Origin of the sequence: Georgenia subflava (assembly GCF_009193155.1) — a bacterium.
In the GTDB taxonomy this organism is placed as follows: domain Bacteria; phylum Actinomycetota; class Actinomycetes; order Actinomycetales; family Actinomycetaceae; genus Georgenia; species Georgenia subflava.
On sequence record NZ_VUKD01000004.1, the window covers coordinates 66,127 to 79,502 of the forward strand.

Here is a 13,376-nt window from a genome sequence, read left to right on the forward strand (position 1 = left end):
TCACCTCAAGGCAGTCCGAAATCCACCTTCACGTCACCTCAAGATCGTCGGCGAAAGGCGTGGGGTGCGTCACTCGATCCCCTCGGACCTCGGGGTTCGCTCAAGACCCGTGACGGCGGTCTCAGGGCTGACGGCCCACAGGCTCGCGCCGGCCCGACCACAGGCGCGCCCGGAGCCGTGGGTGGTGACGGATAGCCTGGCCGCGTGGCTACCGAGCTTGCCGAGCTGGACGCGCCTGCGGTGCGTCGGTGGTTCGAGCACGCCCTGCGCTCGCTGCTGCTCGTCCGCACCGAGGTGGACGGGCTCAACGACTTCCCCGTGCCGGACTCGGACACCGGCACCAACCTGGTGCTCACCCTGGCCGGCGCGGCCGACGCCGTCGGCCGGCTGGACCCACGCGCCGACCTGGCCGCGTTGACTGCGGCGGCGGCGGACGGGGCCCTGCTGGGCGCCCGCGGGAACTCCGGCGTCATCGTCGGCCAGTGCCTGCGTGCGCTCGCCGTCACGCTCGCCCGCACGACGGTCGCCGGGCCGCACGACCTCGCCCGTGCGCTCGACGCCGCGGCGACCGACGCCCGCTCCGCCGTCGGCCATCCGGTGGAGGGCACGATCCTCACCGTGGCGCGTGCCGCCGCCGACGGCGCCCTCGACGCCGCCGCTCGAGAGGCCTCGCTGAGCGCTGTCACCCGCAGCGCCGCCCGGGCGGCCCGGGATGCGCTCGCCCGTACGAGCGGACGGGTCGGCGAGGGCGTGGACGCCGGCGCGGCGGGGTTCGTGGTCCTCCTGACCGCGCTGCTCGACGTCGTCACGGGTGAGGGGACCACGGGGACGATGCGGGCGAGCCGCTTCACCGAGCTGCTTCACAGCGTCGACCGCCCGGGGGCGCGGACCGGGCCGAGGACGGGCGACGGTGCCCCGGCAGACCTCGGCGCCGGCGCCTTCGAGGTGATGTACGTGCTCCGCGGTGACGCCGGGCGTGCCCGGACGCTGCGTGCGGCGCTGGAGCGGGTCGGGCACTCGGTGGCCGTGGTGGGGCATGGCGACGGTGCCGGGCTCTGGCAGGTCCACGTCCACACCGACGCCCCGGCCGACGCGCTCGCCGGGCCGGAGGAGCGGGAGCAGGTCTGCGTCCGCCAGGTCCTGCCGACGTCGTCACCGACCGGCTGCGGGGTTGTCGCCTGCACGCGGGCCCCAGGGCTCCTGGCCCCGCTCGCGGCGGCCGGTGCGGTCGTGGTCCTGGACCCGGGGTCGGAGCCTGCAGGGCTGCTGCGTGCCGCGACCGACACGGGGCGCGAGGACGTTCTCGTCCTCCCGTGCGACGCGGAGTCCGCCCGGGCGGCGCGCGATGTGGCCGAGGACGGGCACACGGGCACGCTCCGGCCGCGGCGCATCCGGGTCGCCGGCACCACCGACGACCTGCAGGTCCTGGCGGCGGCCCTGGAGCTGCACGGTCGCGACGACGGCGACCCGCGCGTACTGGCCGACGGCGACCCGCAGGCACTTGCCGACGGCGACTTTCAGGCACTGGTCGACGGCGACCCCCAAGCACTGGTCGACGGCGTCGTCTCCCGGACGCGGACCCGCGCCCTGACCACGACGGCGGAGGAGCCGGTGCGCTCCGCCGTCGAGTCGTTGCTCAGCGACGGGGGCGAGCTCCTCACCGCACTCGTGGGGGACGGCGCCGAGCCGTCCGTGGGGGCGGTGGTGCACGCGGCGGCCGCCCGGGCCGGCCGCGAGATCGACGTCGTGGTCGTCGCGGGCGGCCAGCAGGTCCCCGCGCTGCTGCTGGGGGTGGAATGAACGAGCAGATCGCACGGGGAACCCGCCACGACCCCGCGTTCGCCAACATCGGGAAGGGACGGCTCGACCAGAGCCTGGAGAAGGAGCTGGGCCCGAAGACCGGGAAGGCGCTGGGCAAGCTGGGGCTGCGCACCGTCGAGGACCTGCTGCGCCACTACCCGCGCCGCTACGGCGACCGCGGCCGGCTGACCGCCCTGGCCGAGCTGCGCACGGGCGAGCACGTCACGGTGATCGCCCGGGTGGCCGGCAACGACCTGCGAGCCATGCGGAACCGCAGCGGCGCGATCCTCACGGTGCGCATCACCGACGGCACCGAGGAGCTCACGCTGACCTTCTTCGGCAAGCACCGCGGCAGCCTGGAGTACCACGAGCGCCGCCTCCGGCCCGGTGCTACGGGGATGTTCACCGGGACCGTCAGCCTGTACCGCGGGGCCCGACAGCTCACCCATCCGGACTACGACACCTTCGACGACCTCGACGACGAGTTCGAGGCCGTGCAGAAGGTGGACTGGCCGATCCCGATCTACCCCGCGTCCTCGGCGATCGCGAGCTGGCGCATCGGCAAGGCCGTCCAGACCCTGATGGCCACGATCGAGGCCAGTGACGTGCCCGAGGCGCTGCCGGCGGCGTACCGCAAGGAGCACAGGCTCCCCGACGTCCTCACCGCGCTGCGCCGTGTGCACGAGCCGCACAGCCCCGAGGACTGGCGCGGCGCCCACAAGCGGTTCCGGCACGAGGAGGCGTTCGTGCTGCAGACCGCGCTCGCGCAGCGTCGGGCGGTCAGCCTCGCAGAGGCCACCACCGCCCGGCCGCCCCGTGCCGGGGGCGTCCGGGACGCCTTCGACGCACGGCTGCCCTTCGAGCTGACCGCCGGTCAGCAGGAGGTGGCTGCCGTCCTCGAGCGTGAGCTCGCCACCTCCGTGCCGATGATGCGGCTGCTGCAGGGCGAGGTCGGGTCCGGCAAGACGGTCGTGGCGGTGCGCGGCATGCTCCAGGTGGTGGACGCCGGGGGCCAGGCCGCGCTGCTCGCGCCGACCGAGGTGCTCGCCCAGCAGCACTACCGCTCCATCACCGATCTGCTCGGCCCGCTCGCCGAGGCAGGCATGCTCGGCGGGGCCGAGCACGCGACCCGCGTCGTCCTGCTGACCGGCTCCATGAGCGCCGCGGCCCGGCGCAAGGCCCTCGCCCTGGCCGCCTCGGGGGCGGCGGGGATCGTCATCGGAACCCACGCCCTGCTCAGCGAGATCGTCCAGATCCCCGACCTCGGCCTGGTGGTGGTGGACGAGCAGCACCGCTTCGGCGTCGAGCAGCGCGACGCCCTGCGCGCGAAGGGCCGGACGACCCCCCACCTGCTCGTCATGACCGCCACCCCGATCCCGCGCACGGTGGCGATGACGAGCTTCGGGGACCTGGAGACCTCCACCCTGCGCGAGCTGCCGGCCGGACGGGCCGGGATCACGACCACGATCGTCCCGGCCAACAAGCCGCACTGGGTGGGGCGGACGTGGGAACGGGTTCGGGAGGAGATCGACTCGGGCGGCCGTGCGTACGTCGTGTGCCCGCGCATCACGGCGGGAGAGGACGCCGGAGCCGCCGAGGACGGTTTCTCCGACGACGTCACCGCAGAGCTGTTCGGCCTCGAGGACGAGCGCGCACCTCGGCGGCCGTTGGCCTCCGTCGAGGAGGTGAGCGCCCTGCTGCGTGAGACCCCCGCGCTCGACGGAGTCGCGATCGGCCAGATGCACGGTCAGCTGCCCACGGAGGCCAAGGACGCAGCCATGGCGGATTTCGCGTCCGGCCGCACTCCGGTGCTGGTGTCGACCACCGTGATCGAGGTCGGTGTCGACGTCCCCGAGGCGACCGTCATGGTCATCCTCGACGCAGACCGGTTCGGCCTCTCCCAGCTGCACCAGCTGCGCGGTCGGATCGGCCGGGGCACGAGGCCGGGCCTCTGCCTCGCGGTCACGGCCGCCGACCCGGCGACGCCGACGGGCGAGCGTCTCCTGGCGTTCGCCGCCACGACCGACGGCTTCGAGCTGGCCGAGACAGACCTGAGGCTGCGCCGTGAGGGTGACGTCCTCGGGGCGTCGCAGTCCGGACGCTCCAGCTCCCTGCGACTGCTGCGGGTCCTCACTGACGCACCGATCATCGAGGCCGCACGCAGCGCGGCCCGCGACCTAGTGGCGCGCGACCCGGAGCTGACCACCGAGCCGGGGCTCGCCCAGATGGTCGCCGAGTCGATCGACGAGGACGCCGCCGCCTACCTCGAGCGCACCTGACCGGGCGCGACACAACGGCGGGCCTGACCGGGGCGCGACGGTCAACGGCGGACCTGACCGGGCGTGACACACAACGGCGGGCCTGACCGGGGCGCGACGGTCAACGGCGGACCTGACCGGGCGTGACACACAACGGCGGATCTGGCCGGGCGTGCCACGCAACGGCGGATCTGGCCGGGCGCGCCACGCAACAGCGGGCCTGGCCGGGCCCGACACACGACAAGGCCCGGGTGTGCGCGACGCGCACCCGGGCCTCGTCGTACCAGCGGAGCGACCGGTTCGTACCGCTCGGCGCCACGCGCGCCGAGCGACACGTTCTGCACCGTCCCACGCCAGATTCGACGACCAGAAGGTGCCACTCGGTGGTGCCGCGCGCCGAGCGACACGTTCTGCGCCGTCTGGCGCCTGATCCGACGACCAGGAGGTGTCACTCGGTGGACTCGCGTCGCCGAATGACACGTTCTGCGCCGTCTGGTGTCACGGTCGGCGACCGGTTCGTGCCAGTCGGCGGTGCCGGACGCCCGGCTCTCAGGCCAGCGGGGTGGTGTCCCGGTTGGCGATGTAGCCGGGGCGCGGCGCTGCCGCACCGTAGGGCTCATCGAGAGCGTTCTCGACGCTGTTGAACACCAGGAAGATGTTCGAGCGCGGGAACGGCGTGATGTTGTTCCCGGAGCCGTGCATGATGTTCGAGTCGAACCACAGAGCCGAGCCGGCCGGGCCGGTGAACTGGTCGATGCCGTGGGTGTGTGCGAGCCCGGTGACGGCTTCCTCCGTGGGCACGCCGATCTCCTGCGCCTTGAGCGAGGACCGGTAGTTGTCCTCCGGCGTCGCCCCGATACCCGGCACGAACGTGCGGTGCGAGCCCGGCATGACCATCAGGCCGCCGTTGAACGGGTAGTTCTCCGTCAGGGCGATCGAGCAGCTCACTGCCCGCGGGAGCGCCATACCGTCCTCGGCGTGCCAGGTCTCGAAGTCCGAGTGCCAGTAGAAGCCGGTGCCCTTGAAGCCCGGCATGTAGTTCACCCGCGTCTGGTGCAGGTAGACGTCCGAGCCGAGGAGCTGGCGGGCGCGGCCCAAGACCCTCGGGTCGCGGGTGAGCGCGTCGATGACCGCGGAGAAGCGCTGGACCTCGAAGATCGAGCGCACCTCGCCGGACGCGGCCTCGGTCACGACGCGTTCGTCGGCGCGGAGGGTCTCGTCACCGGCGAGCCGGGTGAGCTCGTCGCTGAAGGTTGCGACCTCCTCGTCCGAGACGAAGTCCTCCAGGATGGTGAAGCCGCGCAGCTCGTGCGCCGCGAGTTCCTCGGCGCCGAACGGGCCGTCGGACGGCGCCCCCCACACGGTGGGGTGCTCGCGCGCCGTCGGGCCACCTGCGGCGGCCTCGCGGGTGGGGTACAGGTCCTGCCGTCGCTGTGCTTGATCGGTGGTCGTCACTGTTCTCCTTCTGCTAGTCGTTCATCGGTCGGTCTGTGCTCCGCAGCGGCAGCGTCCCGTGGCCGGCGGTCGCCCCACGGCGGCAGTCCCTCGCGGCCGGGGTTGACTCGTGGCCGGGGGTCGCCTAGCGGCCTGCGGTGGCTTTGCGGCCTGCGGTGGCCTTGCGGCTTGCGGCTTGCGGTCGCGTCACGGCCGCGGTCGCCCACGGCCGGGGGTCGTCGTCTCTGGACCGGAGAGGATCCATCGGCATCCGCATCGGCATCCGCATCCGCATCGGCATCGGCATCGGCATCTGCTGGGCCGCCGAGGTGCTGTCGGGTCTGCGGTGCCCGGGTACGGCGATGCCCGGGCCGCCGGAGGGGCGGCCCGGGCAGGGGCGGGTCAGGAGGCCTCGGTGATGAGGGGGTACACGCCGTTCTCGTCGTGCACCTCACGGCCGGTCACCGGCGGGTTGAAGACGCACACGGTGCGCATCTGGGTGCGGGGACGCACCTCGTGCTTGTCATGCTTGTCGAGCAGGTAGAGCGAGCCCGGCGCGAGCTCGTGCACCTCGCCGGTGGCGACGTCGGTGATGGTTCCCTCGCCCTCCACGACGAACACCGCCTCGATGTGGTTGGCGTACCAGAACTCGTTCACGGTGCCGGCGTAGAGGGTGGTCTCGTGGACCGAGAAGCCCACGCCCTCCTTGGCCAGGACGATCCGCTTGGAGCGCCAGTTCTCGGTCTTGATGTCCGCATCGGTGTCGGTGATCTCGTCGATGCTGCGCACGATCATGTGGTGGGTGTCTCCTCGTCGGGGGTGTGGGTGTAGGGGTGGGGCGGGGTGCAGGCTCCGGGCTACGGAGGCGCGGACCGGTGCCGCGCCGTGCCGTGTCCGTGCCGGGTCAGGAACGGGTCAGGACGGCGGCGACGGCCTTCTCGATGATCGACAGACCGCGGTCGAGCTCGGAGTCGGTGATCGTCAGCGCGGGCAGCAGCTTGATCACCTCGTCGTCGGGACCCGAGGTCTCGACCAGCAGCCCACGCTCGAAGGCCTCGGCGGTGACCTGCCCGGCGATCTCACCCGAGGGCATCTCGAGTCCACGGGCGAGGCCGCGTCCCTTGGCGACCAGGTGGTGCTCGGGGTAGCGCGCCACCAGCGCGTTGAACCGGGCCTCGATGGCAAGGCCCTTGGTGACGGTCGAGCGCTCGAGGGCGTCGTCGGACCAGTAGGTGCGGATCGCCTCGGTCGCCGTCACGAACGCCGGGTTGAACCCGCGGAAGGTGCCGTTGTGCTCGCCGGGCTCCCAGATGTCGAGCTCGGGCTTCACGAGCGTCAGCGCCATCGGCAGGCCGTAGCCGCTGATCGACTTGGACAGGCAGACGATGTCCGGGACGATGCCGGCCTCCTCGAAGCTGAAGAAGCCCCCGGTACGGCCGCAGCCCATCTGGATGTCGTCGAGGATCAGCAGGATGCCGTGCTTCTTGCACAGCGCGGACAGGCCACGCAGCCACTCGGCCCGGGCGGTGTTGATCCCGCCCTCGCCCTGGACGGACTCCACGATCACCGCTGCGGGCTCGTTCAGGCCGCCGCCGGCGTCCTCGAGCAGGCGCTCGAGGTAGAGGAAGTCCGGGACGTCGCCGTCGAAGTAGTCGTCGTAGGGCATCGGGGTGGCGTGCACGAGGGGGATGCCCGCGCCACCGCGCTTCATGGCGTTGCCGGTCACCGACAGCGCGCCGAGGGTCATGCCGTGGAAGGCGTTGGTGAAGTTGACGACCGACTCGCGGCCGGTGACCTTCCGGGCGAGCTTCAGCGCGGCCTCGACGGCGTTGGCCCCGCCCGGCCCCGGGAACACGACCTTGTAGTCGAGGTCGCGCGGCTGGAGGATGTGCGAGGAGAAGGTCCTCAGGAACTCCTCGCGCGCCGTGGTGAACATGTCCAGCGAGTGCACCACGCGGTCGTCGCGGAGGTAGTCGAGAAGCACATTCTTCAGGACCGCGTTGTTGTGGCCGTAGTTGAGGGCGCCGGCACCGGCGAAGAAGTCGAGATAGGCCTTGCCGTCGTGGTCGTACATCGTGGAGCCGACCGCACGGTCGAACACCGTGGGCCAGGAGCGGGAATAGCTACGGACCTCTGACTCGAGATCGGTCAGCGTGGTCATCTGGGGATTTCCCTTCACATGGATCTTCCCCGCCGGGGTGCGGCGGGGTGGCGCAGCGGGGACGCCCGCAGGGCGCGCCAAGGACCTGCCCTGCGGGCGTGGGTGCACGCTCTCGGCGTGCGGGTGTCAGTTTGGGGACGGGAGGTCGATCGGACCGATCGAGTAGAGGACTTCGCCGGCGTGGTCGTCGGGGAAGTGGGCCGCGCTGAACAGCTCGGCGGTCTCGACGTCGGCGTCGCCCCAGCGCCGCGCGAAGCTGCGGAAGAGCTGCTGGGAGGCGGTGTTGTCCTCGGTGATGGTCGTCTCGACGTGGCGGACCGGCACGTCGGAGGCGGCCAGGTCCTGCACGAGGTCGTCGAGCATGCGGCTGGCGAGCTGCCTGCCGCGTGCGCTCTCGTCCACGGCGACCTGCCAGACGAAGAGGGTCTCGGGGTTCTCCGGACGGCGGTAGCCCAGGAGGAATCCGGCGGGCTCGCCGTTGGCGTAGGCCAGCCGGCAGGTGTCCGGGAAATCCCGGCAGTACAGCAGGTAGGCGTACGAAGAATTCAGGTCCAAAGAGGTGGATCGCCAGGCGATCCGCCACATCTCCCCGCCGTCGGCGGTGGAAGGACGCTGAATACGAACGTCGTTGATCGGGTGGGCTCGGGGTATTTCCGTTGTGACCGGCATACGGCACGCCACCATAACGAGATCCGACGTCGTCCGAAACCGCTTCTACCGTTTCCCGCGCCCACGGACGCTCCGCCTCCCGGGGGTCCCGCCGACAGTTATCGGTGCCAGGTCAGCGGAAGGTCGTGGTGCGCATCCGTCGACTTCGCGGACCGAAATCGCGTCCGTATCGTGAGACGTGCGAGTGTCGGCGTACTACGGACGAACCGGCATGCCGCGGACGGGCCGGTGTGCCGGGATGCGCTGGTGTGCCGGGATGAGCCGGTGTGCCCGGACGCCGCCGTGCCCCGATGGACCGGCCTACCCGGACGAGCCAGGGTCGCCCGGACGAGCCGACGTGCCGCGCACGAACCGGCGGCGCTGCGCCCGAACCGGCGGCGCTGCGCCCGAACCGGCATAGGGTCACAACCGATGCCCGTACCCGCCCGTCCCGGGACCCGACCGACGCCCGACACCGACGCGCTCGTGCGCGCCCGGGAGCTCCGGGTCGGGTACGACCTGCCCGTGTGCGCACCGGTCGACCTGACCGTGCACGCCGGCGAGGTTCTCGCCGTGATCGGCGCCAACGGCACCGGCAAGTCCACCCTGCTGCGCACCGTCGTCGGGCAGCTCGAGCCGCTCGGCGGACGGCTGGAGCTGCTCGGCGCCCCGCCCGACGAGCGCTCGGCCCAGGTGCGCTCCACCGTCGCGCAGGACCTCGGTGACGACGCGTTCTTCCCGGCCCTGACCGTGCGTGAGCATCTTCTGCTCACCTGCTACGGCCACGGCGTGCCCGCCCCGGGCGAGGTGGTCGAGGAGCTGGTCGAGGAGTTCGGCCTCGTCTCCCGTGCCGACGCACTGCCCTCCGCGCTGTCGTCGGGGCAGCGTCGGCGGCTGCTGCTCGCGGCCGCACTGGCCAGGCCCCGGTCGCTGCTCGTGCTCGACGAGCCGGAGCAGCGCCTCGACGCCGGCATGCGCAACCACCTGACCGAGCGGCTCGTGGAGGAGCGGGAGGCCGGCGGCGCCGTCCTGCTGGCAACGCACGATCCCGCCGTCGTCGCCGGTGCAGCCACCGCGGTGCTGCTCATCGGCGAGGACCAGGTGCAACCGCTGGACCCGGCGGCCGGGGCGGCCGCCATCGACGCCCTGTGAGCCCGCTGCCCACCGGGCGCGCCGTGCGCCGGTGGACCCGCCGCCGCACCAACCTGCGGTCGCGTGCCGGCCTCGGCGAGGTGCTGTCCGACGTCTACATCGCGGCCATGATCGTCGCGATGTACACCGCGATGGTGCTGTCGGTGACGGCGTCGCTCGGCGCCGGCCTGGCCGAGGCGCCGGCGGTCGGGGGCGGGTTCGTGCTCGCACCTGGCTGGTTGGCCGTGCTCGCCGGCGTCGCGGTCCTGGCGGGCGTCGTCGCCCTGGCGGCGCGGATCGGACCGGTCGCGCTGGCACCGCCGGAGGCACGGTGGTGGCTGACGTTGCCGACCGACCGGTGCACCCTGCTGCGGCCGGTCGCCGTACGGTGGCCGGCGCTCGCCACGGTGCCCGGCGGCGCCGTCGCCGCGGGTGTGGTGCTCGTCCTTGAGCCTGGTACGCGGGCGGGGGAGACGGTCGCCGCGGTGGTTCTCGGCGCCGCGCTCGCGGCTGCCGGCGTCGTCATCGCGGGACTCAGCCAGGCCTCTCTGCGGTGGCACCGTCGCGTGCGGATCGGGGCAGACGTCGCCGTCGCCGCCGTACCCGTGCTCGGGATCGTCCTCGCGGCCGCCGCGCCGGCGGCCCCGGCGCTGCCGACAACCGTGCTGCCGGCCGCGGTGGTGGCCGTGCTGCTCGCCTCGCTGCTCGCCGTCGTGCTCGACCGCGGGCTCGGCCGGCTGCACGGCACCAGCCTGCGTGAGCGCGGCGCCGTCGCCGGAGAGGCGCTCGGGGCGGTGCTCTCGCTGGACACCCGCGCACTCGGGCGCGCCCTGACCGAGGCCACCCAGCGGGCCGCGCGTCCGCGCTCGTCCGACCTCCGGTGGCTCGGCCGGGTGCCGCGCCGCTGGGCTCCCCACGTCGCGCTCGTCGCCGCCGACGCGATGCTCCTGGCACGCAGCCGCCGCCACCTCGTCCAGTTGCTCGCGGCCGGGTGCCTGCCCGCGCTCGCGCTGACGGTGCCGCAGCCGGTCCCGGTGGTGACCGTGGTGCTGCTGGTGGTCGGCGCCTACGTCGCTGCGCTCGCCACGGCCGACGGCGCCCGGCGCGCCCACGTCGCACCGGTCCTCGATGCGTTGCTGCCGCTCGGTCAGCGGCAGGTCCGGCGGCTGCGCCTGGTGGCCCCGACCGCCGTGCTCGTCGTGTGGTCGCTGGGGGTCTTCGCCGTCGTCGGCTGGCGCTCCGGTGAGGTCGGCGGGTGGCTGGCCCTCGGTGCGCTGACGGCTCCGGTGTGGGCGGCCGCGGCCGTGCGGGCCGCATACCGGCCGCTGCCCGACTTCTCGGGGCCGCTCGTGCACACCCCCATGGGCGCGATCCCGCCCGGCATGGGCACGGTGTTCCGCAAGGGGCCCGACGTCGTGGCGCTGGGGACCCTCCCGCTGGTGATCGCCGTCGTCCTCGGCACGGTGACGCCCGTGCTGCTCGGGGTCCAGGCCGCGCTGACCGCTGTCTCGCTCGTGATCGTCGCGCGGCCGGAGTCACCTGCGCCCAGGGCCGGGTCGACCAGGTCCCGACGTGCCGGGGACGGGCCTGCCGGGTCTCAGCCGGCCAGCTCGAGCGCCTCGGCGAGCAGCTCGTAGGAACGGTGGCGCGTGTCGGCGCTCGGGGTGCTCGACGCCACGATGACCTCGTCCGCGTCGGCGTGCGCGACGAACTTCTCCACCTGCTCGCGCAGCGTCGCGGGCGACCCGACGGCGGAGTAGCGGGTCATGTTGCGGATCTGGTCCCCGGCGGGAGAGGCGAGGATCGCGTCGGCGTCCCGGTCCGGCAGCGGCAGACCGCGACGGGTCAGCCGGCCGGCGTTGGCACGCAGGGCGGCGGTGTAGAGCTCGTGGGCCGCGGCGTCGGTGTCGGCGGCGAAGACGTTCATGGCCGCGATGACATGCGGCTCCGGGTGCCGCTCGGACGGCTGGTACTCGGTGCGGTACGCCCGGACGGCGTCGACCAGCGCGTTGGGGGCGAAGTGCGAGGCGAAGGAGTACGGCAGCCCGAGCGCGGCGGCGAGCTTCGCGCCGAAGAGCGACGAGCCAAGGATGATCAGCGGTACCTGGGTGCCCGTGCCCGGCGTGGCGCGCACCACGTGGTCCGGGTCCGCGGGGCCGAGGAGCGCCTGCAGCTCGACGACGTCCTGCGGGAAGCGCTCGGAGTCGCTCGGGTGGCGGCGCAGCGCCTGGAGCATGTGCATGTCCCCGCCGGGCGCGCGGCCGAGCCCGAGGTCGATGCGTCCCGGGTAGAGCGTCTCCAGGGTGCCGAACTGCTCCGCGATCACGAGCGGGGAGTGGTTGGGCAGCATGATCCCGCCGGCGCCGACCCGGATGGTGGAGGTGTGGCCGGCGATGTGGCCGATGAGGACGGCCGTGGCCGAGGAGGCGATCGTCGGCATGTTGTGGTGCTCGGCGAACCAGTAGCGCCGGTACCCCCACCGCTCGGCGTCCTGGGCGAGCGCCACGGAGGCGTCGAAGGACTCCCGCACGTCACCGTCGCGGACGGTGGCGAGATCGAGGACGGACACGGGGACGGTCATGACTACCTCCGGAAGATGGCGCCCTGCACCGGGCGTGCTGCGCCGTCGTCACCGTACGTCCCCGGCGCTCGGCGCCGCCAACGGCTCCTGGCCGCTCGGCGCGAGCGATCACGGGCTGCGACCAATCTCACGGCCGGCTCCGCGAATGCCTGTGTCAGCCTGGAACACGGCAAACGCCTCACGCGTTGATACAGATGTTCGTGCGATTCGGATTCGCACCAGGAGAGGGGGACACCCATGCGCCAGACGCGCAGGAAGTACATCGAGTTCGAGGACGACGACCACGGGGACGTCGTGCGCTACCACCGGCACCCGAACGGCAACGGTCTGGTCGAGACGACCGCTCAGGTGGACCCCACGGCCTACGTGGACGCGTCCGCCTACGTCGACCCGGGCGCCGTCGTGCACGGTGGGGCCCGCATCGAGGCCGGCGGCTGGGTCGACCGGCACGCCCTGGTCGGGACGGGTGCGACCGTCGGTAGCGGCGCACACCTCGGCCGCGGGGCCGTGCTCGGCCGTGGCGCGTCCCTGGGACCCCGCGCGAAGGTCGGCGCCCACGCCCGGATCGGCAGCGGCGTGCGGATCGAGGCCGACCAGGTCGTGGCCCAGGAGGCCGTCATCGGCGAGCTGCCCGGTCGCCGCGGCTCGAACGACGTGGGCGTCGCCGCGTAGCGGTCCGTCACGCCATGTCCGGTGCGGGCACCACTACGGTGCCCGCACCGTGTGCGTAGGCTCTTCCGGTGACCAGGATCGTGGCCGGCACCGCCGGGGGACGCACCCTCCAGGTGCCGCGCACCGGCACGCGCCCCACGTCGGAACGGGTGCGTGAAGCACTCTTCTCACGCCTCGAGCACCTCGACGTCATCGACGGTGCGCGGGTGCTCGACCTCTACGCGGGCTCCGGGGCGCTCGGTCTCGAGGCGGCCTCCCGCGGTGCCGAGCACGTGACCCTCGTCGAGCAGGCGAAGGCCGCGGCGGCGCTGTGCCGGCGCAACGCCGCGAGTCTCGGGCTCGGCGGCGTCGACGTGGTGACCGCGCGGGTCGAGACCTACCTCGCCGGTGCACCCGGCCGGCACGCAGCCCCGGCGCACCTCGTGCTGCTCGACCCTCCGTACGACGTCGCCGAGGAAGGCCTCGCCGCCGTCCTGGCGCTGCTGGCCGCCCGGGGGAGCGAGGACGCTGCCGAGCCGGCCGTGCCCGGCCCCGCGCCCTGGCTCGACCGGGCCGCCGTCGTCGTCGTCGAGCGGTCGAGGCGCACGCCGGAACCCACGTGGCCGGAGGGGCTGGCGGCCGTGGACCGGCGCGGCTACGGCGACACGGTCGTGTGGTTCGCCGAGCCGACGGTGTCGTAACGCCATCTGCG

Annotated in this window: 11 protein-coding genes; 6 read left to right on the forward strand and 5 right to left on the reverse strand. The window is 73.2% G+C overall.

The genetic code is table 11. From position 1 onward, the window contains the following. Window positions 1-204: 204 nt before the first annotated feature. Both GD748_RS13690 and GD748_RS13695 read left to right on the forward strand, forming a co-directional pair. On the forward strand, window positions 205-1,800 hold the full coding sequence (locus tag GD748_RS13690) for a DAK2 domain-containing protein (RefSeq protein WP_152195785.1): 1,596 nt from the start codon (window positions 205-207) through the stop codon (window positions 1,798-1,800). Next, on the forward strand, window positions 1,797-4,079 hold the full coding sequence (locus GD748_RS13695; RefSeq protein ID WP_152195786.1) for an ATP-dependent DNA helicase RecG: 2,283 nt from the start codon (window positions 1,797-1,799) through the stop codon (window positions 4,077-4,079). The genes GD748_RS13690 and GD748_RS13695 overlap by 4 nt, the downstream gene beginning before the upstream one ends. 528 nt (window positions 4,080-4,607) lie before the next feature. Here GD748_RS13695 and thpD read toward each other — a convergent pair. From thpD to ectA, 4 genes are all read right to left on the reverse strand, one after another. After that, window positions 4,608-5,513, reverse strand: coding sequence for an ectoine hydroxylase (gene thpD, locus GD748_RS13700; RefSeq protein WP_226921379.1), 906 nt, complete (start codon window positions 5,511-5,513; stop codon window positions 4,608-4,610). 381 nt (window positions 5,514-5,894) lie between these two features. Then, window positions 5,895-6,287 (reverse strand): ectoine synthase, encoded by a 393-nt coding sequence (locus tag GD748_RS13710; RefSeq protein WP_152195788.1) that lies wholly within the window; start codon window positions 6,285-6,287, stop codon window positions 5,895-5,897. 109 nt (window positions 6,288-6,396) lie between these two features. Further along, entirely contained in the window at window positions 6,397-7,653 is a 1,257-nt protein-coding gene (gene ectB / locus GD748_RS13715) for a diaminobutyrate--2-oxoglutarate transaminase (protein ID WP_152195789.1), read from the reverse strand. A 126-nt stretch (window positions 7,654-7,779) separates the two neighbouring features. Then, the gene (gene ectA / locus GD748_RS13720; protein WP_152195790.1) at window positions 7,780-8,322 is read right to left on the reverse strand and encodes a diaminobutyrate acetyltransferase; all 543 of its coding nucleotides are present in this window, start codon (window positions 8,320-8,322) and stop codon (window positions 7,780-7,782) included. A gap of 411 nt (window positions 8,323-8,733) precedes the next feature. Between ectA and GD748_RS13725 the strand changes: the two genes are divergently transcribed. Beyond that, on the forward strand, window positions 8,734-9,453 hold the full coding sequence (locus tag GD748_RS13725; RefSeq protein WP_152195791.1) for an ABC transporter ATP-binding protein: 720 nt from the start codon (window positions 8,734-8,736) through the stop codon (window positions 9,451-9,453). Beyond that, entirely contained in the window at window positions 9,450-11,069 is a 1,620-nt protein-coding gene (locus tag GD748_RS13730) for a DUF6297 family protein (RefSeq protein ID WP_152195792.1), read from the forward strand. Before GD748_RS13725 ends, GD748_RS13730 begins: the two co-directional genes overlap by 4 nt. On the opposite strand, the gene GD748_RS13735 is transcribed toward GD748_RS13730, so the two are convergent. Continuing rightward, the gene (locus tag GD748_RS13735) at window positions 11,030-12,013 is read right to left on the reverse strand and encodes an LLM class flavin-dependent oxidoreductase (RefSeq protein WP_152195793.1); all 984 of its coding nucleotides are present in this window, start codon (window positions 12,011-12,013) and stop codon (window positions 11,030-11,032) included. The two genes, GD748_RS13730 and GD748_RS13735, sit on opposite strands and share 40 nt — an antisense overlap. Before the next feature lie 237 nt (window positions 12,014-12,250). On the opposite strand from GD748_RS13735, the gene GD748_RS13740 reads away from it, so the two are divergent. Both GD748_RS13740 and rsmD read left to right on the forward strand, forming a co-directional pair. After that, window positions 12,251-12,685, forward strand: coding sequence for a transferase (locus GD748_RS13740; RefSeq protein ID WP_152195794.1), 435 nt, complete (start codon window positions 12,251-12,253; stop codon window positions 12,683-12,685). A 68-nt stretch (window positions 12,686-12,753) separates the two neighbouring features. Continuing rightward, window positions 12,754-13,365: a 16S rRNA (guanine(966)-N(2))-methyltransferase RsmD gene (gene rsmD / locus GD748_RS13745; RefSeq protein WP_152195795.1), complete on the forward strand. Its 612-nt coding sequence runs from the start codon at window positions 12,754-12,756 to the stop codon at window positions 13,363-13,365. Window positions 13,366-13,376: the final 11 nt, after the last annotated feature.